This is a genomic window from Arthrobacter sp. StoSoilB20 (genome assembly GCF_019977295.1).
Taxonomy (GTDB): Bacteria; Actinomycetota; Actinomycetes; order Actinomycetales; family Micrococcaceae; genus Arthrobacter; species Arthrobacter nicotinovorans_A.
This window is the reverse complement of the sequence record NZ_AP024651.1, coordinates 2,320,715-2,346,659: the sequence shown is the minus strand read 5'-3', so window position 1 is coordinate 2,346,659 and position 25,945 is coordinate 2,320,715. Positions and strand designations below refer to the sequence as shown.

General features: G+C 62.4%; 20 protein-coding genes. 12 read left to right on the top strand and 8 right to left on the bottom strand.

What is annotated here, in order from left to right:
* Nucleotides 1–22 precede the first annotated feature (22 nt).
* Nucleotides 23–1,240 (bottom strand): MFS transporter, encoded by a 1,218-nt coding sequence (locus LDN85_RS10555; protein WP_051421521.1) that lies wholly within the window; start codon nt 1,238–1,240, stop codon nt 23–25.
* A gap of 60 nt (nt 1,241–1,300) precedes the next feature.
* Nucleotides 1,301–2,152, bottom strand: coding sequence for a dihydrodipicolinate synthase family protein (locus LDN85_RS10550; protein WP_346347066.1), 852 nt, complete (start codon nt 2,150–2,152; stop codon nt 1,301–1,303).
* 150 nt (nt 2,153–2,302) lie between these two features.
* Here LDN85_RS10550 and LDN85_RS10545 point away from each other — a divergent pair, with 150 nt between their 5' ends.
* The 4 genes from LDN85_RS10545 (at nt 2,303) to LDN85_RS10530 (ending at nt 5,817) form a co-directional block, all read left to right on the top strand.
* The gene (locus LDN85_RS10545) at nt 2,303–3,712 is read left to right on the top strand and encodes a PLP-dependent aminotransferase family protein (protein WP_026540523.1); all 1,410 of its coding nucleotides are present in this window, start codon (nt 2,303–2,305) and stop codon (nt 3,710–3,712) included.
* Nucleotides 3,713–3,778: 66 nt separating this feature from the next.
* A complete protein-coding gene (locus LDN85_RS10540; protein WP_223945372.1) occupies nt 3,779–4,477 on the top strand; it encodes a histidine phosphatase family protein in 699 nt (232 codons plus the stop codon).
* Nucleotides 4,478–4,495: 18 nt separating this feature from the next.
* On the top strand, nt 4,496–5,050 hold the full coding sequence (locus LDN85_RS10535) for a DUF3090 domain-containing protein (RefSeq protein ID WP_223945371.1): 555 nt from the start codon (nt 4,496–4,498) through the stop codon (nt 5,048–5,050).
* Entirely contained in the window at nt 5,050–5,817 is a 768-nt protein-coding gene (locus LDN85_RS10530; protein ID WP_026546696.1) for an SCO1664 family protein, read from the top strand. Before LDN85_RS10535 ends, LDN85_RS10530 begins: the two co-directional genes overlap by 1 nt.
* A gap of 173 nt (nt 5,818–5,990) precedes the next feature.
* On the opposite strand, the gene LDN85_RS10525 is transcribed toward LDN85_RS10530, so the two are convergent.
* Complete coding sequence (locus LDN85_RS10525; RefSeq protein ID WP_223945370.1) at nt 5,991–6,872, bottom strand: helix-turn-helix transcriptional regulator; 882 nt, start codon at nt 6,870–6,872, stop codon at nt 5,991–5,993.
* Nucleotides 6,873–7,038: 166 nt separating this feature from the next.
* On the opposite strand from LDN85_RS10525, the gene LDN85_RS10520 reads away from it, so the two are divergent.
* From LDN85_RS10520 to LDN85_RS10505, 4 genes are all read left to right on the top strand, one after another.
* A complete protein-coding gene (locus LDN85_RS10520; protein ID WP_223945369.1) occupies nt 7,039–7,923 on the top strand; it encodes an aldo/keto reductase in 885 nt (294 codons plus the stop codon).
* Between the two features lie 159 nt (nt 7,924–8,082).
* Complete coding sequence (locus LDN85_RS10515) at nt 8,083–10,299, top strand: catalase (protein ID WP_223945368.1); 2,217 nt, start codon at nt 8,083–8,085, stop codon at nt 10,297–10,299.
* 601 nt (nt 10,300–10,900) lie between these two features.
* The gene (locus LDN85_RS10510) at nt 10,901–12,313 is read left to right on the top strand and encodes an MFS transporter (protein ID WP_223945367.1); all 1,413 of its coding nucleotides are present in this window, start codon (nt 10,901–10,903) and stop codon (nt 12,311–12,313) included.
* Nucleotides 12,314–12,725: 412 nt separating this feature from the next.
* Nucleotides 12,726–14,123, top strand: coding sequence for a potassium transporter TrkG (locus LDN85_RS10505; RefSeq protein WP_223945366.1), 1,398 nt, complete (start codon nt 12,726–12,728; stop codon nt 14,121–14,123).
* 50 nt (nt 14,124–14,173) lie between these two features.
* Here LDN85_RS10505 and LDN85_RS10500 read toward each other — a convergent pair whose 3' ends face one another.
* Nucleotides 14,174–15,445, bottom strand: a complete 1,272-nt coding sequence (locus LDN85_RS10500) for an amidohydrolase family protein (RefSeq protein ID WP_223945365.1) — start codon at nt 15,443–15,445, stop codon at nt 14,174–14,176.
* A gap of 106 nt (nt 15,446–15,551) precedes the next feature.
* Here LDN85_RS10500 and LDN85_RS10495 point away from each other — a divergent pair, with 106 nt between their 5' ends.
* On the top strand, nt 15,552–16,040 hold the full coding sequence (locus LDN85_RS10495) for a MarR family winged helix-turn-helix transcriptional regulator (protein WP_026540513.1): 489 nt from the start codon (nt 15,552–15,554) through the stop codon (nt 16,038–16,040).
* A 491-nt stretch (nt 16,041–16,531) separates the two neighbouring features.
* On the opposite strand, the gene LDN85_RS10490 is transcribed toward LDN85_RS10495, so the two are convergent.
* From LDN85_RS10490 to LDN85_RS10475, 4 genes are all read right to left on the bottom strand, one after another.
* The gene (locus tag LDN85_RS10490; RefSeq protein ID WP_223945364.1) at nt 16,532–17,692 is read right to left on the bottom strand and encodes an acyl-CoA desaturase; all 1,161 of its coding nucleotides are present in this window, start codon (nt 17,690–17,692) and stop codon (nt 16,532–16,534) included.
* A gap of 13 nt (nt 17,693–17,705) precedes the next feature.
* On the bottom strand, nt 17,706–18,806 hold the full coding sequence (locus LDN85_RS10485) for a ferredoxin reductase (protein WP_223945363.1): 1,101 nt from the start codon (nt 18,804–18,806) through the stop codon (nt 17,706–17,708).
* A gap of 399 nt (nt 18,807–19,205) precedes the next feature.
* Nucleotides 19,206–20,069, bottom strand: coding sequence for a nucleoside hydrolase (locus LDN85_RS10480; RefSeq protein ID WP_223945362.1), 864 nt, complete (start codon nt 20,067–20,069; stop codon nt 19,206–19,208).
* Between the two features lie 61 nt (nt 20,070–20,130).
* Entirely contained in the window at nt 20,131–20,739 is a 609-nt protein-coding gene (locus LDN85_RS10475; RefSeq protein WP_223945361.1) for a TetR/AcrR family transcriptional regulator, read from the bottom strand.
* Between the two features lie 188 nt (nt 20,740–20,927).
* Between LDN85_RS10475 and LDN85_RS10470 the strand changes: the two genes are divergently transcribed.
* The 3 genes from LDN85_RS10470 to LDN85_RS10460 are packed head-to-tail and all read left to right on the top strand — an operon-like array spanning nt 20,928 to nt 25,886.
* On the top strand, nt 20,928–22,247 hold the full coding sequence (locus tag LDN85_RS10470) for an MFS transporter (protein WP_223945360.1): 1,320 nt from the start codon (nt 20,928–20,930) through the stop codon (nt 22,245–22,247).
* 39 nt (nt 22,248–22,286) lie between these two features.
* The gene (locus LDN85_RS10465; RefSeq protein WP_223945359.1) at nt 22,287–23,558 is read left to right on the top strand and encodes a family 1 glycosylhydrolase; all 1,272 of its coding nucleotides are present in this window, start codon (nt 22,287–22,289) and stop codon (nt 23,556–23,558) included.
* Nucleotides 23,559–23,606: 48 nt separating this feature from the next.
* Complete coding sequence (locus LDN85_RS10460; RefSeq protein ID WP_223945358.1) at nt 23,607–25,886, top strand: family 78 glycoside hydrolase catalytic domain; 2,280 nt, start codon at nt 23,607–23,609, stop codon at nt 25,884–25,886.
* Nucleotides 25,887–25,945: the final 59 nt, after the last annotated feature.

Here is a 25,945-nt window from a genome sequence, read left to right as displayed (position 1 = left end):
CCCCCCGGGCTGGAGGGGGATGTCAGGCTGCAGAACGCTCCCGGCCCCGGTCCAGGAGCGAGGTCACCACGGCAAGGATGACAACACCGGACGCCAGATACAAAGGAAGCGTGGCTGCAGGGGCGATGAGTGCTCCAGCCAAGGCCGTGCCGGCTGATCCGGCAGTGATCTTCAGGGCGCCGATCCAGACGAATACCTGACCGCGGACGGCCGGTGGCGCGTACTCGCTGCGCGCCGCCAAAGTGGCTGCGAAAAAGTACGAGTTCAGTACGCCGGCGCAGGCAAAGGCTGCAACCGCCGTCGGAAATGTCCCTGCCAGGGCTGCACCGCACAAGGCAATCCCTACTGCCGCAGCCAACCACGTCATCAAGGGATCCGCATCGGTTCTCAGCGGCCGGATCATGACCCCGGCTGATCCCAGGAGTGCACCAAGTCCGTAGGCAGCAGTCAGCAGGCCTGCCGCCGCCGGAACGACGCCCAGCCCGCCGGTGGAAGCAACCGCGGTGATCGGCAGGGCCGCCACTGACATGGCCACCACCACTGTCATGTAGAGGGTGCGTCGGAGGGGTCCGCTGGAGATCATCATCAGCAAAGTCCGGCCGGGCCGGGGAACCTCGGAAGCAACAGCAGCCGGAGGCGAAGAGGGCAACAGCTTGACGACGGCAGCCGCCACGAAGGTAAAGCCGGCGAGAATCAACGCTGCAGTTGCCGGATTGGCCCAAGCCGAGACTGCCGCAACCAGCGACGGCCCGATCGTTCCACTGATGCCGTACGTGGCTACATCCCAGCCTTGGGCACGCCGCTGGCTGGTCCTTCCGGGGCCGGCGATGGCTGCCAACCTGCTGCTGATGCCTCCTGTCAGTAGGGGACCCACCAAGCCGGAGGCAATGAGCAGCATCGCCGGGATGAGGGGCGGAGTCAGCGGGAAAAGGAGGACAGCTGCAGCCAGTGTCACGCCATGGATGACACACGCCCAGGCGATCACTGCCCTGCCATCCCTGGCGGTATCGAGGACCCGGGCTATCAGCGGGCCGAAAAGATGTGGCGCAGTAATGCATCCGCCCAATATTCCAGCCAGCCACCCTGGTGAACCGCTGGTGGTTGCCAGCAGGACGATTGCTACAACAGCTCCACCATCGGAACTGCGTGCAAGGGTGGCGGCGAGGACATAACGGGCAAGGCCACCCGGGGAGCCTGGGCGCTCCGTCCCGGCGTGCCGGGTTCTCCCGGCCAGGGTCACTCCGGCACTCCCCCCGTTGCTGCCCGTCTTTTCCTGGGAAGACTCGTTCCGGACCAACTCCTAGGCCTCCAAGCCGCATTCACGGATGGCATCCGCCACCTTGTTCCGCCCCTCGGCGTCCAACCCCCGGAGGGGCAGCGGCAAAGTGGAGGACGGCACCACACCAAGATCCTCGGCGAGGGCTGCAACCACGCGAAGGCTTCCATAGGTGCGGAAGAGGGACCACAGGGGTTCGAGATCCGCGGAGGCGCGCATGGCCGCCTCACGCCTGCCCGCGAGAGCATGATCGGCGAGGGTCCGTGCTTGGTGCGGCAACACCCCGGCGATCACCGAGTACCAAACATTGCATCCGGCCAGCAGGGCTTCCGCAGCGATCCAGTCGCCGCTGATACCCACTGATGTTTGGTCCGGCAAGCCGGCCTTGAGCCTGGAAACTGTGGACGCAACGTCACCGGTCGCCGGCGGCGGGATCTTGATGGAGGCAATCCCCGGAAGTTTGGCAATCTCACTGTGCAAGGCAGCGCTGAAGGTGAATCCGGTGGTGCCGGGGTTCTCGTAGACAACAACGGGAAGATCGGACTGTGCCGCCACGGTTTGGAAGAGTCCGAATACCTCTGCATCGGACAGCCTCTGATAGGACACAGGGGCCAGCAGCAATGCGGACGCTCCGGCGGCCTGGGCATCACCGGCCAGCATCAGTACGTCCCTGGTGCGAACAGCACCGATTCCGGCAAGGACCGGAACGCCGTTGGAAGCTTCCACTGCGACTTCCAGGACTTCCCTGCGTTCGTCTCGGGAGAGGTAGGCATAATTCCCCGTTGAACCGAGAACCCCCAGCGAATCAACTCCGGCTTGCGCGGCACGGTTCACCAGTTTGTCGAGGGCATTGAGGTCCACGCTTTCGCCGTCCATGGGAGTGAGCGGAAAAGCGCTGAGGCCGTTGAACACTGCTTCCTGCTTTCGTCGTGCTGCAAGAACGCAGCGCTTGGGGTATCACTGTCCATGCTGCCAAGGGTCTTGGTCCTACACTAGGTCCAAGAATGTAAGAGTCTGGAGGTCCAAATGAGTGAAGCCGAAATACCCATCGAGCTGGACAGGAACAGCGTCACGTCCCTTGCGGCCCAAGTGGCCAGCCAACTACGGGCCGCTATACTCGATGGCGTCCTGCAGCCGGAAGATACGCTTCCTGCCACTCGAAGGCTCGCGACGGAGCTCGGTATCTCGCGCGGAGTGGTGGTACGAGCCTTCGAACAACTCTCCGGCGAGGGGTTCCTGGTCAGCAATGGCGCAGGCGGGACCAAAGTAGCCATCCGTCCGGATATCAACACCCGCCCCTTGGAAGGGAATCGGCCGTCCACTCCCCCACCCCGAAGCGAGGTCATTGACCTGACGCCCGGCCGACCCTCCGGATCACCTTTCCAGGACCGCCAATGGCGCAGCGCATGGAAGGCGGCCGTAACGGAGCAGGTGAAGGTCCAGCTCCCACCGGCACAAGGAACACCGGAGCTCCGTGTTGCGGTTGCTGACCACCTGGCCGTCTCCAGGGGCCTTGTTGTCGATCCCGACGATGTCATCATCACCGGCGGCACCAGCGATGCGCTGCACCTGGTGGTTGCCATGCTCCGGCACGGAGGCCTGCGGCCACGTGTGCTGGTTGAGGACCCCGGCTACCCCACTGCGCGCCGGGTCATGGAGGCTTCAGGCGCGGAGCTGGTAACACTTCCCGTGGACGAAGACGGCCTGAAAGGCTCACAGCTGGAGGCCTTGGAGCACATACCGGACGCAGTCCTGGTAACTCCCAGCCACCAATACCCCTTGGGCGGCAGGATGGCTGTCCAGGAGAGAATAGAGTTGCTCGCGTGGGCCGGCCGGCACGGTGTGCTTGTGCTCGAAGACGACTACGACAGCGAATTCCGGCACAGTCGCATGCCCCTCCCCGCTGTTGCCTCCCTCCCGAGCACTGCCGACGTCGTCCTGTTGGGAACGTTTTCCAAGAACCTCAGTCCGTGGTTGCGCTGCGGCTATTTGGTGGTTCGGGGCGATGCCGGCAGACGGCTGAAAGCAACCCGCCAAGCCCTGGACACCCCGGTGGCCGGAGTGCTGCAGTCAGCAATTGCCCACTACATCAAAGGGGGAGGCCTTTCCCGTCACATCACACGGGCAAGACGTGAATACGCGCACCGCAGGGCCCTCATCATCGAGCGGCTGGGCAACCGGAAGGACCTTGAGATCTCAGCTTTGGATGGCGGACTGCATGCAGTGGTGCGGTTCCAGGAACCCGAGGCGACAGAAGTTGCCGCCACGGCCCTGGCACGGGGAATCCTGGTGGTCCCCCTGGCCGGATATTATGCCGACCGCAGGCCCGGGAATGGCCTGGTCCTTGGTTACGGTGCCGTCACCGACCTCCAGCTTTCCAAAGCCCTGGCGATTTTGTCGAGCCTCATCGGAGGACAGGAAGAGCCAATGCACTGATGTGGGTGGCTTGGCGGGGATTGGGGTTGGTCAGAACACCACCTTCGGGATGACTAGGCTGGGTGCATGGCCACAGTTATCCTCGTGCGGCACGGCCGCACCACAGCCAATGCCACCGGACTGCTGGCAGGCAGGGCCGCGGGCATCAGGCTGGACAAAACCGGGCTCGAACAGGCTGCCGTGACAGCAGGCAGGCTCGCAGCCGTACCGTTGGTGGGAGTGATTTCGAGCCCGCTGGAGCGCTGCCAGGAGACCGCCCAACTCATCCTTGACCACCAGGCCGGTTCGCCTCACGCGCCCCTCGAAGCCGACCTCACCGAGTGCGATTACGGCCAGTGGCAGGGCCGCTCGCTCAGTGACCTCGCAACCGAGGACCTGTGGCCCGTGGTGCAAACGCAACCATCCGCCGTCGTGTTTCCCGGTGGTGAATCCATGGCCGGGATGCAGGCCAGGGCGGTGGCGGCGATTCGACGCCACGACGCTGCCTTCGAAGCTGAGCACGGCCCGGGTGCCGTGTGGGTTGCGGTGAGTCACGGTGACGTCATAAAGTCGGTCCTCGCCGATGCCCTCGGCATGCACCTGGACCTTTTCCAGCGCATCAATGTTGGCCCCGCCTCCGTATCGATTGTCCGTTACGGCCGTGACCGGCCTAGCGTCCACGCGACCAACACCGACGCCGGCGACCTCTCATGGTTGTCCAACGGCATCCATTCCGGCGATGCTCCGGTGGGCGGCGGAGCAGGGCAGAACGCGGAGCGAACCTGATGTGCCTAAAATACTGACATGCCTACACGTGTTCACGAGTTTGCCTGGCCTGACCGGGTTGTAGTTGGCACCATTGGCCTCCCAGGGTCCCGGACGTTCTACCTGCAGGTACGTGCGGGAAAACAGATCGTCAGTATTGCCATGGAGAAGCAGCAGTCGGCCCAGCTCGCAGAGAAAATCGACGAAATACTCGACCAGCTCATTACAGTTCAAGGCAACCCGTTCAGCGTGCCGACAGGGACCCCCATCGAGCTCGTGGACAACGACCCCCTTGAAGCCGTTGAAGAGCAGTTCCGTGCCGGAGCCATGAGCCTGGGCTGGGATCCCACCACCGCACAGGTTGTCGTTGAGGCCTACCCCATCGCCGATCTCGATGCCGAGGACAATGACGAAGCCTTTGACGAGGACGGCGCGAACGAATCCGAGATGCTGCTGGTACGCATGCCGGTAGGCACAGCCCGCGCATTCGCCAAGCGGACCCGTGAGATTGTCGGAGCCGGACGCCCCACTTGCCCGCTGTGCGGTTACCCCATGGACGCCGAAGGGCACAGCTGCACCCTCCCCGAGGCCTGATGCCGGCGCCGGACCTGGACACCGCCGAGCTGACGCTCACTGGCCGGATCACCACGGCTTCGAACGCCACTTTCCTGGGCAGCATCGGCGAGGTCGCCGTGGTCTATAAGCCGGTGGCAGGCGAAAGTCCCTTGTGGGATTTCCCGCATGGAAGCCTGGCGCAACGGGAAGTGGCAGCCTACCTGGTTTCGGAGGTGCTGGGTTGGAACATCGTGCCACGCACCTGGCTGCGCGATGGGCCGTTGGGCGAGGGCATGGTCCAACTCTGGCAGGAGCAAGACCCTGCCCAACAGGCAGTCGACCTCGTGGCGACTGAACAAGCACCGGAGACTGGGTGGAAACATGTTCTCGAAGGGCAGGATGAGAACGGGCGGATGGTCTCCCTCATCCATGAGGACTCTCCCGCGCTGAGGCGCATGGCGGTCTTTGACATGCTGGTCAACAACGCCGACCGCAAGGGCGACCACATTCTGGCCATGGCGGACGGTCATCGGCATGGGGTGGATCACGGGCTGACCTTCCACCAGGAGCACAAGCTGCGGACCGTGCTGTGGGGCTGGTTGGGAGAGCCGCTTGACACCGGGGAAATCGACGGCGTTGATCGCCTCACCGAAGCACTGGATGGCGGGCTGGGCCGTGACCTTGCGGAGTTGATCACCGCTGAAGAAATCGCCTCTCTGACCGCCCGCTGCGTCCGGTTGCGCTCAGCAGCCCGGTTCCCTGCGCCGAGCGGTGGCATGCCCGCGGTACCATGGCCCCTTTTCTAGCTTGCCGCCTGCGGTCCTGGACAGCGCAAACTGCGCCCACCGCCGTCGTGCTTTAAGTAACGCACGACGCCGGTCCCCTGCTTGGGCGGGCATGCCCGGCAACCCGATCAGAACTTCGCTCCTCAAGGGTGTCCCTTGCCCACGGGATACCGGCGCCGTCTACTGCGCAGCACTCACTTCGCTTGCTTCACGGCAGCGCCCATGGTGCTCTGCCTGGTCGCGGCCCAGCTGGCCAATACTTTCAAGGCATCCTCGGACGGCGTGCCGGGATCTGCCGTGTAGATGTTGATGCGCAGCCCCGGATCCGCTGCCAGCTCGAGCGCTTCGAAAGTCAGGTCCAAGTCCCCCACGATTGAATGATGGAGCCGCTTCCGTCCGGTTCGGTGGTACTTGACGTCATGCCGGGCCCAACGGGTCCGGAATTCCCCGCTCCGGGTTGAAAGTTCACCGATCAGGTCCGTGAGGTCCTTGTCATAAGGGTTTTTCCCTGCCGTGGACCGCAGGACAGCCACTATGTCATCTGCCGCACGTTCCCAGTCGGCGAAGAACTCCCGTGCCTTCGGGTTCAGGAACGTGAAACGGGCACTGTTGGGCGGCGTGGTTTCTTCAGCCATCAACTCCATATACAGCGCACTGCCAAGATCATTGGCGGCCAAAACGTCACCACGGTCGTTCCGCACCCAGGCAGGTGCGGCCGTGATGGCATCGAGGACTCGTTGGACACTTGGACGAACAGCCTGGGGACTGCGCCTGCGCCGAACACGGGGTACAGCACCGGAAGCCCGTGCGAGATCGAAAAGGTGCGCCAATTCGGCGTCGTCCAGCTTTAACGCCCGTCCCAGCGCTTCCAGAACGCTGTCGGAAGCACCGGAGAGGTTTCCGCGTTCAAGGCGGATGTAGTAGTCGATGCTCATCCCCGCGAGCATCGCCACCTCCTCGCGACGCAGGCCACTGACGCGCCGGTTCCCACCATAGGCCGGCAGGCCGGCTTCCTCAGGGGTGATCCTTGAACGGCGCGACGTCAGGAATTTCCGCACATCCTCGCTAAGTGTCATGGACTCAACGCTACGCCCGGCCGCTGGGCCCAGGGAGGCACTGGCAATACCCGTGAGGACCGGAGCACGTAGCTTGTTCAAGGGGGTACTGACGTGCACTCCCTGGGAATCGGGCCCTGGTGTTCACTGGGAACTGATGCACAAGCCACAAAGGAGAGGGATCCCCATGGATGTCACGCTCAACAACGGAATCACCATGCCGGCCATAGGGCTCGGCGTCTTCCAAAGCGCCCCTGCGGACACGACGGCGGCCGTCGAGTCCGCACTGGCCACTGGCTACCGCCATATCGACACCGCCGCCGCCTACGGAAATGAACGGGAAGTCGGGGAAGGCATACGCAATTCAGGCCTGAACCGTTCGGAGGTCTTCATCGAGACCAAGGTGTGGGTCAGCGACTATGGCTACGACCAGACCCTGCATGCCTGGGACAAGGCAGTCGGCAAACTCGGTGTGGACTATCTGGACCTCTTCATCCTTCACCAGCCCGCTCCGGACCGGTTCGAGAAGACAATCTCCGCTTACAAGGCGCTTGAGCACTTGCTCGCTGACGGACGCGTCAGGGCGATCGGTGTCAGCAACTTCATGCCACACCACCTGAGGCAACTTCTCGCCGCTGCCGAGGTGGTCCCTGCTGTCAACCAGATTGAACTGCACCCCTACTTCACCCAACCGGACGTCCAGGAAGCCGATGAAGAGCAAGGGATCCTCACGCAGGCGTGGTCGCCCATCGGTGGAATCACCTTCTACCCGGGCTGGGGCGGCGAGGACCGCAGGAACGTCATGCAGGATCCCGCAATTGCCGGCATCGGCCAGGCCCACGGAAAGACACCGGCCCAAGTGATGCTTCGCTGGCACTTGCAGCAGGGCCGGTCAGCCATCCCAAAGTCCACCAACCCGGGCCGGATCGCCGAGAACTTCGATGTCTTCGGTTTCGAGCTTTCAGAACCGGAACTAGGCATCATCGACGCGCTCGACAGCGGTGTGCGGAGCGGCCCCGACCCGGACGAAGCCCGCGAAGAACGCTTTGCCATGGTCATTCCCGAAGCGTGAAGGCCCAAGCCGCCGGCCTGGCGGATGTCTCCGGACCGTACCCAAGTAACTTGCAGTCTTGGAAAACGTTCCCTAGGGTACAGAACATGCTAAGCATGCTTAGTAAGTTGCGGATCAGCCGAGGCCCGCTGGTTTCGCCCACTCTGAGGAGAGATACATATGCCAGAAAAGCACAGCATCAAGATCCCCGGCGCCCCGGCAAGCGAACCTGCCAGCTTGGAAGAACCTACAACTCCCAGGGAGCCCCTGCCGCCCAAGCCGGATCAGCGCGGACCTGAGGCGGTCTCCCCCACAGGAAGCCCAACCGGGGCGCCGTCCACTGCACGCGCCCAGTCCGGCCAGTACCTGACCACGGCACAGGGGCTTCGCCTTCAAGACACCGACCATTCCCTGAAGGCCGGCCCACGCGGGCCCATCCTGCTGCAGGATCACCACCTGCGCGAAAAGATCACCCACTTCGACCACGAACGCATCCCGGAGCGGGTAGTCCATGCCCGTGGCGCCGGCGCCCACGGTGTTTTCCGTTCCTACGGCACTGCAGCCAACATCACACGCGCAGGCTTCCTGGCCAAAGATGTTGAGACTCCGGTGTTCGTTCGGTTTTCCACCGTCCTGGGATCCCGGGGCTCTGCCGATACCGTGCGCGATACCCGCGGGTTCTCTACAAAGTTCTATACCGACGAGGGCACTTATGACCTGGTAGGCAACAACATTCCCGTCTTCTTTGTTCAGGACGGCATCAAGTTCCCTGACATCGTGCATGCGGCCAAGCCCCATCCGGATCGTGAGATTCCGCAGGCACAGAGTGCGCACGACACATTCTGGGACTTTGTCTCGCTCCACACCGAGGCCCAGGCGCACACCATGTGGAACATGTCCGACCGCGGAATCCCCCGTTCCTACCGGACGATGGAAGGTTTTGGCGTACACACCTTCCGGTTCGTCAATGCCGAAGGCGCCACCACTTTGGTGAAGTTCCACTGGAAGCCAAAGCAGGGCGTGCATTCACTGGTATGGGAAGAAGCCCAGATCATCAATGGCATGGATCCGGACTTCCACCGCAGGGACCTTGCCGACGCCATCGAGGCCGGCGCCTACCCGGAGTGGGAACTCGGCGTCCAGACGTTCCCGGACACCGAAGACCAGATGTTTGAAGGCATTGACTTGCTGGACCCCACCAAGTTCGTACCGGAGGAACTCGCGCCGGTACAGCCCATCGGCCTCATGACGCTCAATGCCAACCCCACCAACTACTTCGCCGAAACCGAACAAGTGGCGTTCCACCCCGGCTATCTGGTTCCGGGGATCGATGTCACCAATGATCCCCTGCTGCAGGTACGCCTGTTTTCCTACCTGGACACCCAGATTTCGCGCCTCGGCGGCCCCAACTTCGGGCAGATCCCCATCAACCGGCCGCAGGCGCCTGTCAACGACATGTTGCGGGACGGCATGCACCAGCAAGCCGTCCACGCCGGAGTTGCCCCCTACCACCCGAACTCGCTCGACGGCGGCTGCCCTTTCCTCGCCGGACAGGATATGGGCGCATTCATCGACGTGCCCGAAGAACTGGCCGCCTCCATCAAGGAGCGCAGAAACCCGGTTTCCTTTGATGACCATTACAGCCAGGTGGGCCTCTTCTTCCGCAGCCTGAGCCCGGTGGAACAGGACCACGTCATCCAGGCCTACACGTTTGAACTGGGCAAGTGCTACGAGACGTCCGTCCGCGAACGGCAGCTCGCAGCCTTGGCCAACGTGGATGCGCGGCTGTGCGCGGCTGTGGCCAAGGGCCTTGGCCTGCCGGCCCCCTCGCCGAGCGAACAGGTCCAGGAGTCCAAGCCCAGCCCTTCCCTGTCCCAGGTTGGCAAGAAGTGGCCTGTTGCCGGTCGGATCGTGGGGATCCTTGCCGACGAGGGAAGCGATCTTGCCGCCGTCGAGGCTGCACGGCAGGCGTTGGACGCCGAGGGCATCGTCCCGCTGGTCATCGCTCCGGCGGGTGGCTTCCTTGGATCGGGGAACGACGGCGGGGTCCCCGTTCAGCGTACTTATCTCACCGCACGTTCAACTGAGTTTGATGCAGTGCTGGTCGCCACGCCCGGCACTGTGGCGCCTGATGCCGCCCCGGGGCTGGACGCCAAGGCCGCCGCTCCCGGGGATGCGTTGGATCCGCGGGCGGTGTTGCTGCTGACGGAGGCGTTCCGCCACGCAAAAGCAATTGCGACCCTGGACAGCAATTCAGCTGCCTTGAAGGCCGCAGGCATCCCCGCGGATGCTCCGGGCATCGTCTCCGGCAAGAAGGTAGAGGGTGTCATCCAGGAGTTGACGGGCCTGCTCTCCGCCCACCGCGTATGGGAACGGTTCCCCGCAGTGTCAGCCTAAGGGTAGGCCGGCCCGGCAGCCGCGTGGCTGCCTAACCCTCCACATGTGCCAGCCGACCAGTGTCCTTCTGCCGCATCATGCAGCGGAGGGCCGCTGGTCGGCTGTGTTTGAAAGCGCACGCAGCGCCGGTCGCTCTGCGTATAGATCATCCCAGGCAGCACGAGTGGAACGACGCCGTGGCGTTTGCTTTGCTTCCGAACGCGGCGGGCACAGCGCGGCACTTTCCTCGATTCATCAGCCGCTTACAGCTGCCGCGCCCCGGCAGCCTTTCGTTGTTAAGCCCTTGACCGAGAGGGAACCTACGCTTAGAGTTCTGATATATGAGTCATATGTCACATCCGGGCGACCAAATTGTGGTTGCTTGGATGGGTCGGCACGAGGGTGCCGGATCCAAGGTCTTGCCGGTCCGTACTGGAGATCAGTGATACATGACGACGCCGAGATCGTTTCGCGGGTCCTGCGCGGCCAGTTGGCATCAAGCCAGCCGGCATCGTCCAGCGCTCCCAAGAGGGCTCCGGCTGTCCGACCATCCGTCCGTCCAGGGAACAGCACTCTGGTGCCGTCAGTGGTTTCCACTGAAGCCAGAAGGGAATAGATCTCAATGATTCATCCAACCAGGACGACGGATCCCGTCGACACCTCCACGCCGGAAGAGACCAGCTCCAAGTTCAAGCACCGCTTTATGGTGCGGCTTGTGGCTGTTTTCATCGGCGGAATGTTCCTTGACGGCTACATCCTCGGAATCATTGGCCCCGTCACCGGGCCCATGCGGTCAGAGCTTCAGCTGGACGCACTGTCTTTGGGCATGATCGCCGCAGGACCACTGGTTGGTATCTTCGTCGGCTCCCCGCTGGCGGGCTGGGCTACTGACAAATTCGGACGCAAGCCCATGTTCCTCCTGGACATGGGCCTGTTCCTGGTTGCTTCAGGAGCCCAGTTCTTCGTAACCTCCGGAGACGGGGCTGTGATCCAGTTGGCCGCCATCCGGTTCCTTATGGGCGTCGCAATCGGCGGCGAGTACTCAATTGGCGGCCCCTTACTCTCAGAGTTCTCGCCGCCAAAACTCCGTGGGCGCTTGCTCGGACTGACCCTGATCGCCTGGTACGTCGGTTTCATGATGGCATTCATCATTGGCACGCTCCTGCACGATGCAGGCACCCCATGGCGCCTGGTCATCGGCACGAGCACAATACTGGCACTCATTCTGTTCATCGCCCGCTTGGGGCTGCCCGAATCGCCGAGCTGGCTCATTACCAAAGGGCGGCGTGAGGAAGCACTCGCTATCGCCCGCCGATATGTTGAATCCCCTGAGATGCATGACAGCATCACCGAGGAGATCAACTTGAGGATGGTCCAGGAGGCCCAGGCCGCGAAGAGCAGGACCAAAATCAAGGGCGCCTCCATCGGAATGCTGTTCTCGAAGCAGTACTGGCGAACCACCCTCTTCACTGCAGGTTTTTGGTTCTGCGCGGTCACCCCGTACTTCGCGATCGCGACCTTTGCCGACGACGTGCTCAATGAATTCGGCTTCGGCGGCGGCTGGACGGGTGGAGTCGGACTCTCCGCACTTGCTGCCGCGGGCGTCGTCACCACCGTGCTCCTGATTGACAAGCTCGGACGCCGGATCCTTACCGTGCCTGGGCAATGGCTCTGCGCAGGCATATTGCTGGTCATCGGACTCTGGGCGGACGCACCTGCGATCCTGGTGCTCGTACTGTTCCTCGCCTTCTCCTTCTTCAATGCCGGCTACACCACCATGACCCAGGTGTATCCCGCCGAGGTATTCCCCGGCCACCTGCGTGGCATTGGCATGGGCTTCTCTGCCGCCTTCAGCCGCATCGGAGCTGCGCTTGGCACCTTCGCCCTGCCTTGGGCGATCAGCAACATCGGGATGGGACCAAGCATGGTGGTAGCGGCGGCCGTCGCGTTGCTCGGCGCACTGCTTTCCCAGTGGCTCGCTCCCGAAACAAAGGGTCGCACCCTCGCCGAGATCTCAGCAGACTTCTCCCACTGAACCGGCAGGAAACTGCTCCCCGGCCATAGCGGGCCCGGTCAACTGCCCTCCTAGTCTCAGCCTTCACATCAGCAGCAAACTGCTCAAAGCCGGCCCTCAGGTTGCTAAGCGCGCCCAAAGGCCACCCAGGTGACCATGTCAGTCTGATCGGAGTTGAGGTGGCAGACGGCTTCGGCGCCTGTGCCCCGGCAACTGGCCCCGCACCGCCGTCGTGCGACGTATGTGAATGACGTGCACCGCGGCGTTAAGGATTCGTCAAGGTATTCGCCTTTCCGCCCGTGGCGGCGCGTTCGCTGCTAGATTTCGCACGGAAAGAAGTGCGGATCTGCCGTGCGGAAAGGGACGCGGTGACGACGTTGACGAGGTCGCTCGCGGATGCGAGGCCTTTGTGTACCGGCCAGGACGGTCCGGCATGACCGAACGTTCCTCGACCGGGCTAAGCCCTGTGTTGCGGGTTCTGGCCAACGAAGGAGAACGTCTTAAGGCTTCCCTTCTGCACCCGGTCCGTTCAGTGCCAATGGCGTTCCTGGCAGTGATAATCCTCGGCGCTGGAATCCTGATGCTGCCCATGTCGCGGACAGGCGAGGGCGAAGACATCATTACCACCGCGTTCTTCACCGCGGTTTCAGCTGTTTGCGTCACTGGACTCATCACCGTTGATACGGCAACTTTCTGGACCCCATTCGGCCACGTGGTGATCCTGGCACTGATTCAGGTGGGAGGCTTCGGGATCATGTCCCTGGCAACCCTTCTGGCGTTGTTCGTGCGCAAGACCATCGGGCTTCGAGGCCAGCTCGTGGCCCAATCGGAAACCCACACTCTGAACTTCGGCGACGTCAAGACCGTGCTGTTCAGGGTGCTGAAGATCATGGCCTTCTTTGAAGCCCTCACAGCCATCATGCTGACGATACGCTTTTGGATCGCCTATGACGACAACCCTGGCGCAGCAGTGTGGCACGGCATCTTCCACGCCGTCTCCGCATTTAATAACGCAGGCTTTGCCCTCTACAGCGATAATCTCATTGGGTTCGCAGAAGATCCGTGGATCATAGTTCCTATCTGCGCAGCCATCATTGCCGGCGGCCTGGGCTTCCCTGTGATCATCCAACTGGGCAGGGACCGTCTGAGGTTCAAGAACTGGACCATCCACCTTCGCCTGACCGTCTACGGATCATTGTTGCTTCTGGCAGTGGGAATAGCATTGTTCGCGGCCTTTGAATGGAACCGACCCGAGACTCTGGGGTCGATGGGTTTCGGCGGAAAAGTCCTGGGCTCGTTGGCGGGTGGAGTGTTTCCCAGGACAGCGGGTTTCAACAGCATCGATTACGGGGCCGCAACCCCGGAAACACTCATGGTCACCAACGTCCTCATGTTCATTGGCGGCGGCAGCGCAGGCACCGCCGGCGGTATCAAGATCACTACGTTCCTGGTCCTGGCTTTTGCAATTTGGAACGAGATCCGTGGACGCGAGCAAGTAACCATTGCGCACCGGTCCATAAGCTCCTCCACGCAACGCCAGGCTCTCACTGTCGCCCTGCTCGGCGTAGGAGCGGTGATTTTAGGGACCATGCTGCTCCTCATGACCACCGACTACAGCTTGGAGAAAGTGCTTTTTGAATCCATCTCCGCCTTCGGAACTGTTGGCCTGAGCACTGGAATAACCTACAACCTGCCTCCAACCGCGGAGTGGGTGCTGATGGCCCTGATGTTTACTGGGCGCATCGGCACCATCACCGTGGCTTCAGCCATTGCCCTCGCTTCCCGGCCAAGGCATTTCATGCTTCCCGAAGAACGGCCAATTATCGGCTGATCCGGGAATGGACAGTGCGCGAAACCCCCTGCAACTGCATTTCCGGTTGTTCAGGACAATGGGAGACCCTCGTTTACGGAGACCAAGTGCTCGGCGCGCGTACCTCGCCGCCAGACGTCGCGGACATTGAGGGTGTCGCTGATTGTGGACGTGGGGTCGCCGTCGACAAGGAGGAGGTCTGCGCGCTGGCCAACCTCGATACTTCCCCGGTCAGTGAGGCCAAAACGTCGTGCGGTGACTGCCGTCGCAGCGCTGAGCGCTTTGATTGGGGTTAGTCCGGCGTCAACAAACTGTTGAAGCTCCTGATGAACGCTGGCGCCGTGGGCCAGGCCTCCGAGGAACGGCAGGGGTTGGGAGACATCTGTTCCGATGAGCAGGTCAACTCCGGCTTCATCCAGCGCGCGCACAGTGTTCAGGACGTCTTGGAGGCGGCCTTGGGGGAAATGGTTGAAGCTGCTCCTAAGAGTTTCGTCCCATTCCTTTGAGAGCTTCGAGGAGACCCTTGGGTCATCTGCAAGGGCGGCCCCGGTGATCCCCATCATGGAGGCATTCAGCACCACGCACGCGACCACGAATGTCTCGGACTGAGCGATCGCATTGACGATCTCCGGAGTGTGCGGGCGGTCCATGAACAAATGCGCCAGGCCATCAATCCCGGCCTCAATACTCATCCGTGTTGCGTCAAGGGTGAGCGCATGGGCAATGGTGGTCATGCCCAGTCGGCGCGCTTCGGCTACACCGGCATTCAGTGTGGCTTGATCGAGCATTGGCAAGCCCGGGTGGCCTTCGACGGTTCCGTCGTCAACCATGAATTTGATGTAGTCGGAACCGGCTCCGGCCAGCTTTTGGACCACGGAAACAGCTTCCTGCGGCGAGGTGACCTTCGCCCGCACAATGGGATCAACGCGCACCCGCGCACCGGGACCGCCAGGACCCTTGCCGCGCTGTGGATTGAAGTCTTTGGGGAACAATTCCTCCGGGTGGCCACCGGGCGGAGTGAGACCGAAGCCGGCGGAACGGACATCAGCAAGGGCGTCGTCCTGCATAATATGGTCGCGATCGCGGGCAGTATTGACGCCCTGCATTTCCAACTCCGTGGTCACACCGAATTGCAGCGCCATCCGCAGTCCACTGACGTCAGTATGGACGTGCGCGTCGATCAACCCGGGCAGAAGTGTGGTTCCCGGAGCTTCAACGATTCCAACACCTTCCGGGACCCGATCCGTGACGGCGTCGATGAGGCCGTCGACGACAACAACTACCTTTCGCCCAAGGTTCTTTGTACCGTCAAATACGCGGTCGGCCACAATTGCAGTACGCATAGGATTAGTCCCCGTTTCAATGTCGTCGAGAATGAGTCGATGACCCCGTCCATGTACGTGCATAGTATCATCTAGGTGACAGAATGCACGTACTTTAGGAGCTGCAATGAATGACCGCACCACAGAGTCGGGGGCCGGCCCGGATGATGAAGCTCTTCTCGAGACGATCGGCACGGCCTTCTCCAAGCTGCGGCGGCGGACGTCGAGCGTTCCGCTGGACCCGCCCATCGTGCGCACGGACATTCAACGTGATCTTCTGCTGGCAGTAGTAGAGGAATCGGACGGACTCTTGAGCGTCAACGCCGTTGCCGCCGCCCTGAGCATGGACCGCACCGCAGTGAGCCGCCTCGTAGCCCGTTGTGTGGGCGAGGGGCTGTTGGAGCGGGTCGCTTCCCAAACGGACGGGCGAAGCATCACCCTGCGACTAACCGCCGCAGGTCACGAGGCGTTGGCATACTCCCGCCGCCAACAACGTCAAGCATTCGACTACATCACCCAAGATTGGGACCACGACGAGCGGATCCAATTCGCCAGGTTGCTGCATAAGTACGTGAGGGCAACGGCGTCACTCCCCCGGCCCTCACTGGAGGACTAACGGTAGACAGGCAAGTTATTGCCCAACGCGCAGGTCCCGGCAAAGGACAAATCCGAGTTACGGACCTCTGCCGCTCGGATCGCCAGCCACCCGTGGGAGGAGTCTGGGAGGCGGCCCACTGCAAGACCTGCCACCCAGGATGTCCATGCTTCCGCCCGGACGCTATTAAAAATGGTGGCGCAACCTCAAGAATTGCTCAGTAAGACCTCAAGATTTCCTCAAGATCCAAGTTGGCGCTGGGTCATGTGCGCCGACGTCCCAGCCACCTGGCGAAGAGCCGGGACCGGCCGGCGCCTCGCCCACGGAACCATAAGGACCAGCCAACTACAGGCTTAGATGGATCCGTGGCTGTGGGCAGGCTATTTCCTATAGTCACGAGTCGGATAGTGACAAGCGGCGCCGCCGCAGTGTCAATAGGTAGCGTTTTCAGCGAGGTTCGTACTGTCCCCCAGGAATTTGATACCCAGTGAGCGCTTGGAACGCCGTGCTGCCTATTTTTTGGGAGGCAGCGCGAGTTTGAAGACCTTGGCCCACGCGGAGCCGACCTGCTTGGGCAGCGGTCCCGTGGTGTACTTCAAGCCGTAACGTTCGCAGATGTCGCGGACCTTGGGTGCGATCTCGGCGTACCGGTTGGAGGGAAGGTCGGGGAAGAGGTGGTGCTCGATCTGGTGGGACAAGTTTCCTGTCATGACGTGCATGAACCGTGGGCCGGAGATGTTGGCAGAGCCGATCATCTGGCGGACGTACCAGTCGCCGCGGGTTTCGCCTTCCACCATTTCCTCGGTGAACGTGTCCGTTCCTTCAGGGAAGTGTCCGCAAAAAATAACCGCATGGGCCCAGACATTGCGGATGGCATTGGCAGCGAGCGTGCCGTAGAGGGCTTGTTTCCCTGAACCCGACAGCATGGCCAAGGCCGGGGTGGCTGCATAGTCCTTGGCGAACTGTTTGATCGCCTTCCGCCCCAGCGCCTTGAGGTCCTTATTCATGGCCTCCTTCGACTTCAGGCCTTCCTTGTACTCGGGAATCTCCAGATCGTAGATGGCTATGCCCCATTCGAACACTGGCGCGAGCAACGCGTTGTACAGCGGGTTGCCCAGATTGAACGGCTTCCACTCCTGGTCGGGGTCCATGCGCAGAAGGTTATAACCGACGTCGCGGTCCTTGCCCACCACGTTGGTCCAGCGGTGGTGGAGGTCGTTGTGCGTGTGTTGCCACGACCGCGACGGGGTAACGAAGTCCCATTCCCAGGTGGTGGAGTGAATGTCCGGGTCACGCATCCAGTCCCACTGGCCGTGGAGGATGTTGTGGCCAAGTTCCATGTTCTCCAGGATTTTGGCCACGCTGAGCAGTGTTGTGCCGGTGAACCAGGCCACCCTGTTCTTGCCTGCCAGCAGCGCGGCACGACCGGAGATCTCCAACCCGCGTTGGATCTTGATCATGCGCCTGATGTACGCGGCGTCGCTTGAACCTCGTTTGGCGAGGATTTCGTCCCGAACTGCGTCGAGCTCACGGCCCAGTTCGGCTACTTGCTCGTCGCTGAGGTGTGCGGCCGCCGGAGGCCGCACGGTGGGCCTGCCCTCATCGGCAAGGGCACCAGGACGTGTCTTGGGTTCGACGGCGGCGGCGGACCTTTTGGTTGAAACTACTGACATGGGGTTGTGCTCCTCAGATTTCGAGGTTGACTGGCCCGGCGGCTGCCGAGACGCAGGTTTGGATGAGTTCCCCGGGCGCTCCATGGACTTCACCGGTACGCAGGTCGCGGACTCTTCCGGCGAGCAGCGGAGTCAGGCAGCTGTGACAAATACCCATGCGGCAGCCGCTGGGCATCAGCACCCCCGCGTCCTCCCCGACGTCGAGAATGGGGACCCCGCCGTCGGCCATGACCTCGCGGTCAGAAGCTTCGAAGGTGACCACGCCACCTTCACTGCCGTCCCCTCCCAAGAGTTCGGTGCTGAATCGTTCGATAGTGAGCGAGCCGTGCCCGCTTCCACCATCGGATTCCTTCACTGCTGTGGCGGCTGCAGGCAACGCAGCCCGATTCCACATATCTTCGGCGTCGTTCAGGAACGATTCGGGGCCGCACGCATATGCCGCCCTGTTCCGCCAGTCCGGGCAGACCTCTCCCAGTGCGGCCGCGGACGTAAAGTTCAGGCGGCCGCGACCGCCGGTGTGCCACTGCACCAAGCGGAAGTTGGGAAACTGATCAGCGAGTTCAGCCAGTTCTTCACGAAAGATGGTGTCGCCCTCTTCGCGGGAGGAGTGGATCAGGACAACATCTGCGTCGGGGCGGCTTGGGACCAGTGTCCGAATCATTGACATGACGGGGGTGATGCCGCTTCCCGCAGTGAGCATCAGAAGTGACCGTGGATGCTCAGGGAGGACAAAATCGCCCTGGGGTGGCGCCAGGAAGAGGACGTCACCCACTTTCGTGTTACGGACCAAGGTCCCGGACACGGATCCAACATCAGTGACCGTGATGGCCGGATCCTTACCTGCCTTCGCGCTCAGCGAATAGGACCGCCATTGGCGCACCCCGTTCAGTTCCACCCCTATCCGCGCCCATTGGCCGGCGAGGTGGGCATGCCAGCCGCGGCCGGGACGGAAGAAAATAGTGGCTGATTGGGCTGTTTCCTGGACTACCTTAGTAACGACTCCACGCAGCTGACGAGACGAATAGACCGGATTGAAGAGCGCCAGAACGTCCTCCGGCGCAAGCGGGCTCGTCAAAACTGAAGCTATACGGGCCAAGGGCCGAAAGCTGACCATGGGGCTACTCCTCACAACGACGGAGAACGAGAACCCCGGCTGGGTCCGTCGGGACATCCACACTACCAACTGCAGTAAGCATGATTACGACTTGCCTCATGCTGACGCCTCATTGGCTGCCAGGCATAGGGAAAGCCCCTCGGGAGGGGCTTTCAACGGGAATGGGACGTGATGCTTGGATTGGTCAGCGGTGATGCGCTCCTCCTCTCCGGGCTTCGGTGGCCCATGCCGGTTTCAGTAGGAAGAGGTTAATACGTCCACTGGATTCCACGCAAACCCTGGCAACCTTCTTGCTCTCCTTGGATGAACAAACTCAGACTTATCCAGGACTAAACGACGACGGCAGCCACGTCCGCGCGCACGTGGAAGCTTACTGACGGGCTGGCTCAATTGGACACATCAGCGGATAGCCGCCGCGGCTTGATGTGCGGCCTGCAGCCGCAGACTGGCCAGAAAGTCGGCAACAACAAGCCGCGCATCAACGTGCCGGCACATCCGCCTGTGCGGAGTTGTGCTCGTAGTCTCGAATGTACTGGTCACTTCGCCGAGGCCGGTGACAACCAAGGGGGCGCTGTCCCCCAGGCACCACAAGGGCCCGAACTTGATGAAGTCCGGGACTTCCAAGCCATGAAAGTGATCCCATAACCACCTACCTACGCGGCCGCCAGCCCTCAGTGCCTCATCAAGCTCCGCCACTGAGATAACAACTGGTCGGTACGCCTCCGCAGGAAACTGGTCAATGTCCAGCTGCTGGTTGGCAAAGACGAACTTCGCAGCCATGGGGTCGGTGAAGTAGTTGTATTCATCGTCATCCAACCCCTGGGAAGATCCACCAACCCAGGCCAGCTTGAACCGTGATGCGATCTCCGGCTCCTGAAGAAGGGCATCTGCCACGTTGGTGAGCGGCCCTGCACACACCAGTGTCAGGGGCAGCCCGTCCTCTTCGCGCACGGCGTCAATGATCAATTGGGCCGCCGGGTTCATTCGGGACCGCCCTGTAAAAGTTGAATCCGGTCCTGCCTGGACGGTTGCGGGGTTCCGCTGCTCCAGAGTGTCAAGCAGGTCCTGTGCGAATTGTGCTCCAGCTTGCGCCTTACCGACGGGAGGCCCAAACATGGGGTTGGTCAGTGAACTCGTGATGGCGGTGATCCGATTGGCCGGCGCCATGGCATGGTGGGCCAGTGCGACGAGTCCGTCGGGATCACCGGCCCAGTCGTTGTCCAGGACCACCCTGCTGGTTGTTGCGATGTTGATCATTGGCATGTAAATGCGAGCCTCTCCTGACACGGTACTGCGAAGTGGTTGTCCCGATGCAGTCCTCGACCTAGCCCTTGATGAGGTCCATGAATGCCTGAAGGTGTTCGGCCATGTCCACCGACTCGTCATAGAGCCAGGCGAGTTGGATTCCGTCCACAAGGGCGGTGATCTGGCGGGCCACTATGTGTGGCTGGATGCCTTGCCGCAGGCGCCCGGCCTCACGCTCCCGCTCCAGCTCGGCGACGACTGAGTCAACAAAGTCCTGGTTGCGCCTCAACAGGAAGTCATGGGCCGGATGGTCGGGGCTGATGGCCTCCGCACGCAGCGTGGCATCGAGTTGGATCACTCCCCGGATACCGGCATTGTGCCTCATCACGGCGGGGACAGTTTCCAGAAGGCCCTGTTCGCTGATCAGCTCCTGCCTCCAGGGCCCTTCCCGTTCTTCACGGAGTACCAGCACGGCTTCAAGCAGCGCTTCTTTGCTGCCGAAATGATGGAGAAGTGCGGTATGGCTGGTGCCCACGGCCTCCGCTATCTGCCGGATGGACAATCCCAAATAGCCTTTCTCGGCGAAGACCTGGAACGCCGCCTCTACCAGTTCGGCTCGTTTCCTGGCCCCGTTGGCGTAGGGGGCGCGCTTGCCCGTGCGGGCCGGCCCGCGGGTTTCCTGATCCATGGATAGACCTCCTTTCAGACGAGGCTACCAAGTTTCTTTTCCACTTTGGTAAAGAAATCTTCACTAAAGTATTCCAATGTGGTCTAGGTTTGGTTACCGTTGCATGAAAGGCCCGGCCGTTACTGCCCGAGGCCTTCATCACCGGTCACAGAGAGCCAAAGGTGGTTCTGATCCAAAGGAGGATTTTTATGGGTGACCCCACAGCTCAGGCACAGGTCATGGAACCTGCCAATGCCGCACCTGGCTCATCAGCAGAAGCCGCCAAGCCGGCGTCGAACGTTTCGCCTCAGACGCTGCCGTCCAGTAAAAAGACCATGGCCCTGGTCCTCATCGCAGCCCTGGGCATGTACATCATGAGCCTGACCCTGGGCACGGCGCTCTCCCTGCGCTTGGCAGTAGTTGATCCGGCGGCCAAAGAGGCAAGCTACGGCATGGCCGTCTCCATCAGCTCACTTCTCTTGCTCGTCACCATCCCGATCACCGGTGCCCTGTCCGATCGCACGGCCGGCCGGTTCGGCCGCCGTCGGCCTTGGATCATCGGCGGGCTGGTACCTGCTTTGCTCGCCGCAGCCGTGATTGGTACCGTGCCGTCCACGCCCGTGATCATCGCCGCGTACGTCGTAGCCCTGGTCTCTGCGCAAGCGGCGTTCAACGCCTACGCGGTGATTCCCATCGAGGCCCTTCCGGACAACAAACGGGCGCGTGTCATGGGTGCCATGGGCATGGCCGGCGCACTGGCAATGTCCGCGGGCTCCTACCTTGCCGCCTGGCTGGTGGACGCCCCACTGCTCATGATGTGCGTGCCGGTCCTGCTGGCCCTCGTCTGCAGCATCCCACTCCTGGTCCTCTACAAGGATCCAGCGAAGACACGTGCCGAACTCCCGCCGCTTGACCTCAAGGGACTCGCGAAGTCCTTCCTGGTCGACCCGCGAAAGCACCCCAACTTTGCCTGGGCCTGGGTTTCACGATTCCTGGCCGGCATCGCCATGACGGCACTCTTCGCCTACTTCATCTTCTTCCTGATGGACCACCTGGGCATGCCGATCGCCGAGGCCGGAAAGAGCGCCGGCTTGCTGACCCTGATTTCGGCTCCCGTCAGCATCCTGTTCTTTACAGCCTCCGGCTGGCTCTCAGACAAGATCGGCCGCCGCAAGCCGTTCGTGATCGCGGCGGCGCTCCTCATGGCCACGGCCTTGGTGCTCGGCGCCACGGCAACGTCCTTTGAACAGTTCGTCGTTGCATGGATCGTATTCGCGATGGGCCAGGCCATGTACCTCACCGTGGATCTGGCATTGTGCGCCGCCGTCCTCCCGGACGCCCGGGACACCGGCAAGGACATGGCCGTCTTCAGCCTCGCCCTCAGCATCCCCAACATCATTGTTCCCGCCGCCGCCCCGGCGATCCTGGCCATCGGCAGCGGACACAACTACGGCTTCCTCTGGTTCGCAGCAGCAGCACTCTGCGCCCTGGGCAGCATCACCGTCACGTTCATCAAGGGTGTTCGCTAAGCAGCGGACAACCAACTTCACGCCTCGAAAAGGAAAACCATGACAAGCTCCGCATCGTTCCCCAACGACTTCCTCTGGGGAGTCGCCACCGCCGCACACCAAGTTGAAGGAAACAACGTCAACAGCGACACCTGGTTCCTGGAACAACTGCCCGGCACCATCTTCGCCGAGCCCTCGGGCGACGCAATCGACCACTACCACCGCTACCGCGAGGACATCGCCCTCATTGCGAGCCTCGGGTTCACCACTTACAGGTTCTCCTTGGAGTGGGCTCGGATCGAGCCGGAGGAAGGACAATATTCGACGGCGGCGCTCAACCACTACCGTCGCGTCCTGGAGGCGTGCCACGAGCACGGACTGACCCCGGTGGTCACCTTCCACCACTTCACCTCCCCGCTCTGGCTGCTGGCCGCAGGCGGATGGGAAGACGCGGCCACTCCGGAGCGATTCGGGCACTACTGCGCCCGCGTTACCGAGCACCTCGGTGACCTGATCGGCGTCGCTTGCACGCTGAATGAACCCAACCTCCCGTGGTTGCTCAAGGAACTCGGTATTGGTGGCGGCCCCGCCGAGACCCGGGGCCAGGTGCCCGTCTGGGCTGCTGCGGCCGAGCGCCTCAACATCGAAGCGGCGAGAGTGGCCCCCTTCCAGTTCACCGTCTCCGATGCAGGCTTCGACGTAAAACTTGCAGCGCACCACGCCGGCCGTGACGCCATCAAAGCCCGCTACCCTGAGCTCATGGTGGGCTGGACCCTGGCCAACACGGACATCCACGCCGCGCCGGGCGGGGAAGCCAACGCGGACCGGATACGCCGCGAGGTCAATGAACGCTTCCTGGAAGCCTCCCGCGGAGACGACTTTGTGGGAATCCAGACCTACGGACGCACGGTGTTCGGAGCCGAGGGACTTGTCCACGCCGAGGACGGCGTTCCCACCAACCAGATGGGCGAAGAAATCTACCCTGAGGGCCTGGAGGCAACCATCCGCGAGGCTGCCCGCATTGCACAGATCCCCGTCATCGTCACTGAGAACGGGCTGGCAACCGAGGACGACACCCAGCGCCTGGATTACCTGCGCACCGCTGTTGCAGGCGTTGCCTCCTGCCTGGCAGACGGCATCGACGTTCGTGGCTATATCGCCTGGACCGCATTCGACAACTTCGAGTGGGTGTTCGGATACGTTCCCAAGTTCGGCCTTATCGCGGTGGACCGGGCAACGCAGGAGCGCACTCCCAAACCCAGTGCGCACTGGCTGGGCAGCGTGGCGCAGAGCAACGGCGCCTCGCTGGAACCCGCAAGCCAACCTGCCTGATCCTGACCGCACCACCTGCAAATCCCTAAAACCCTGGAGGCTACCCTGATGACTACCTGGCACGCCCGCATGATTGCTGCGGACAAAGAGCACGACGGCGCACCGCTGTTTCGCGGCGAGTTCGAGCTCGACGAAGGCCACGGCGATGTGGAGTCCGCCACGCTCTTCCTGTCCGCACTTGGCGTGGTGGAAGCGTGGGTCAACGGCCAGCGTGCTTCCCAGGACCTGCTGACGCCGGGCTGGTCCAGCTACGAGTGGCGGGTCCGGTACAGCGAGCTCGACGTCACCGCGCTGATCAGCACGACGACGGTCATCGGACTCGCGCTGGGAAACGGCTGGTACAGGGGCCGGCTGGCTTGGTCGGGGGGTTCGAAGTACTACGGCCAGGAGCTGGGTGCGTTTGCCGAGTTGAGGGTTCGGTTCGCCGACGGCCACCAGCAAGTGATCGGCACGGACGGCTCGTGGACCGCCGGGCCTTCGGCCACCACGGCCAATGACGTTTATGACGGGCAGTCAATAGACGCCCGACGATTCGACGACGCCTGGCTCGCCCCTGGGTTCAGCTCAGGGCAGTGGACCCCGGTGCGCATTCTGGACGATAACCTCAGCCGTCTTGAGCCCTACATCGGTCCGCCCGTACGCCGTCAAATGGAGCTGCAGCCGACGAAAGTATGGACGTCGCCCGCCGGCAAGGTCCTGGTGGACTTTGGCCAGAACCTGGTGGGATGGGTCCGGGCGTCTGTGACTGGTACTGCCGGTGACGTGGTCACCGTCCGTCACGCAGAAGTGCTGGAGCATGACGAGTTGGGCACCCGGCCCTTACGCTCGGCTGAGGCGACTGACCGGTTCACGCTTTCGGGCGGGGCAGACGTCTTCGAGCCGACCCTGACGTTCCACGGCTTCCGGTACGTGGAGGTTGAGGGCTGGCCAGGAGGTGTTGACGCCCTGCTCGACGGCGGCCTGACCGCCGTCGTGATCAGTTCGGACATGAAGCGGATCGGCACTTTCCAAACGTCGAATCCCCTGCTGAACCGCCTCCATGAAAATGCGGTGTGGGGCATGCGGGGAAACTTCGTGGACGTCCCCACTGACTGCCCGCAGCGGGATGAACGGCTCGGCTGGACAGGTGACCTCTCGGCGTTCGCACCGAGCGCTGCCTTCCTGTTCGACAGCCGTGACTTCCTGCGGGATTGGCTGCGTGACCTGGCCTTGGAACAGAGCCACGACGAGGACCTGGTGCCTTTCGTGGTGCCCAACGTCCTGAAGTACATTGAGCAGCCTGCGGAGTTCGGCGCACCGGACACGGCTGCGGTGTGGAGCGACGCTGCCGTGTGGGTCCCTTGGGCACTGTGGGAGGCCTATGGTGATCGACGAGTACTCGAGGAGCAGTTCGCTTCCATGACCGGGCACGCCCGGCGGCTGCGCAGCAAGCTCTCGCCCAACGGGTTGTGGGACACCGGTTTCCAGTTTGGTGACTGGCTCGATCCCGATGCCTCGCCGGACCAGCCGTGGGCGGCGAAAGCTGACAAGCACGTGGTGGCGACATTGTGCGCTTACCGCACAGCGTCATTGGTGGCTGCAGCTGCCAAAGTTCTCGGGGACAAGGGGGCCATGGCCGAGTTTGATGCCATGGCGGCGGACCTGCGGACGGCCTTCAAGGCGCACTATGTGTCCGCAGAAGGCGTCATCACCAGCGATTGCACCACTGTTTATGCGTTGGCCATTGTCTTCGGAATTCTCGGGGAGCCGGATCGTAAGTTCTCAGGCCATCGGCTGGCCGAACTGGTGGAAAAGTCGGGCTTCCGTATCTCCACAGGTTTCGCGGGCACACCCTTTGTGACCGATGCCCTGACGGTCACCGACCACTTGGACGCGGCGTACCGGCTCCTGCTCCAAACCGAAAACCCCTCGTGGCTCTACTCCGTCACCATGGGCGCCACCACCATCTGGGAACGGTGGGACTCCATGCTTCCGGACGGCAGCATCAACCCGGGCGAAATGACCAGCTTCAACCACTATGCCCTGGGCGCAGTGGTGGACTGGATGCACCGCACCATCGGCGGACTATCGCCGTTGGACCCCGGCTACAGCCGCATCCTCATTGCCCCGCAGCCCGGCGGTGGACTCACCTGGGCAGAAACCACCCTGGAGACGCCCCACGGCATTGCCTCGGTCCGATGGGACCTGGTTGATGGCCGGCTCGAGGTCTCCGCGACGGTTCCGGAGGGCACCGAGGCAGTCCTGCGGCTCCCGGGCGAGGACGACCAAACAGTCGGCCCGGGCCGGCACACCATCAGCGCCCACCCCGCCGAGCTCACCTTCCAATGATTGAAAATCCAGCACCGGGCCACCGGCGTGGTGCGCGAAGCTAAAAGCAGACACACAGC

What these genes read in the sequence shown, in the direction of transcription:
- LDN85_RS10540 (WP_223945372.1), top strand. Translation starts at nt 3,779, where the DNA reads ATGGCCACAGTTATCCTCGTGCGGCACGGCCGCACCACAGCCAATGCC.
- LDN85_RS10515 (WP_223945368.1), top strand. Translation starts at nt 8,083, where the DNA reads ATGCCAGAAAAGCACAGCATCAAGATCCCCGGCGCCCCGGCAAGCGAA.
- LDN85_RS10520 (WP_223945369.1), top strand. Translation starts at nt 7,039, where the DNA reads ATGGATGTCACGCTCAACAACGGAATCACCATGCCGGCCATAGGGCTC.
- LDN85_RS10550 (WP_346347066.1), bottom strand. Translation starts at nt 2,152, where the DNA reads ATGGACGGCGAAAGCGTGGACCTCAATGCCCTCGACAAACTGGTGAAC.
- LDN85_RS10495 (WP_026540513.1), top strand. Translation starts at nt 15,552, where the DNA reads ATGAATGACCGCACCACAGAGTCGGGGGCCGGCCCGGATGATGAAGCT.
- LDN85_RS10470 (WP_223945360.1), top strand. Translation starts at nt 20,928, where the DNA reads ATGGGTGACCCCACAGCTCAGGCACAGGTCATGGAACCTGCCAATGCC.
- LDN85_RS10535 (WP_223945371.1), top strand. Translation starts at nt 4,496, where the DNA reads ATGCCTACACGTGTTCACGAGTTTGCCTGGCCTGACCGGGTTGTAGTT.
- LDN85_RS10545 (WP_026540523.1), top strand. Translation starts at nt 2,303, where the DNA reads ATGAGTGAAGCCGAAATACCCATCGAGCTGGACAGGAACAGCGTCACG.
- LDN85_RS10490 (WP_223945364.1), bottom strand. Translation starts at nt 17,692, where the DNA reads ATGTCAGTAGTTTCAACCAAAAGGTCCGCCGCCGCCGTCGAACCCAAG.
- LDN85_RS10525 (WP_223945370.1), bottom strand. Translation starts at nt 6,872, where the DNA reads ATGACACTTAGCGAGGATGTGCGGAAATTCCTGACGTCGCGCCGTTCA.
- LDN85_RS10530 (WP_026546696.1), top strand. Translation starts at nt 5,050, where the DNA reads ATGCCGGCGCCGGACCTGGACACCGCCGAGCTGACGCTCACTGGCCGG.
- LDN85_RS10480 (WP_223945362.1), bottom strand. Translation starts at nt 20,069, where the DNA reads ATGCCAATGATCAACATCGCAACAACCAGCAGGGTGGTCCTGGACAAC.
- LDN85_RS10460 (WP_223945358.1), top strand. Translation starts at nt 23,607, where the DNA reads ATGACTACCTGGCACGCCCGCATGATTGCTGCGGACAAAGAGCACGAC.
- LDN85_RS10500 (WP_223945365.1), bottom strand. Translation starts at nt 15,445, where the DNA reads ATGCGTACTGCAATTGTGGCCGACCGCGTATTTGACGGTACAAAGAAC.
- LDN85_RS10510 (WP_223945367.1), top strand. Translation starts at nt 10,901, where the DNA reads ATGATTCATCCAACCAGGACGACGGATCCCGTCGACACCTCCACGCCG.
- LDN85_RS10485 (WP_223945363.1), bottom strand. Translation starts at nt 18,806, where the DNA reads ATGGTCAGCTTTCGGCCCTTGGCCCGTATAGCTTCAGTTTTGACGAGC.
- LDN85_RS10505 (WP_223945366.1), top strand. Translation starts at nt 12,726, where the DNA reads ATGACCGAACGTTCCTCGACCGGGCTAAGCCCTGTGTTGCGGGTTCTG.
- LDN85_RS10465 (WP_223945359.1), top strand. Translation starts at nt 22,287, where the DNA reads ATGACAAGCTCCGCATCGTTCCCCAACGACTTCCTCTGGGGAGTCGCC.
- LDN85_RS10475 (WP_223945361.1), bottom strand. Translation starts at nt 20,739, where the DNA reads ATGGATCAGGAAACCCGCGGGCCGGCCCGCACGGGCAAGCGCGCCCCC.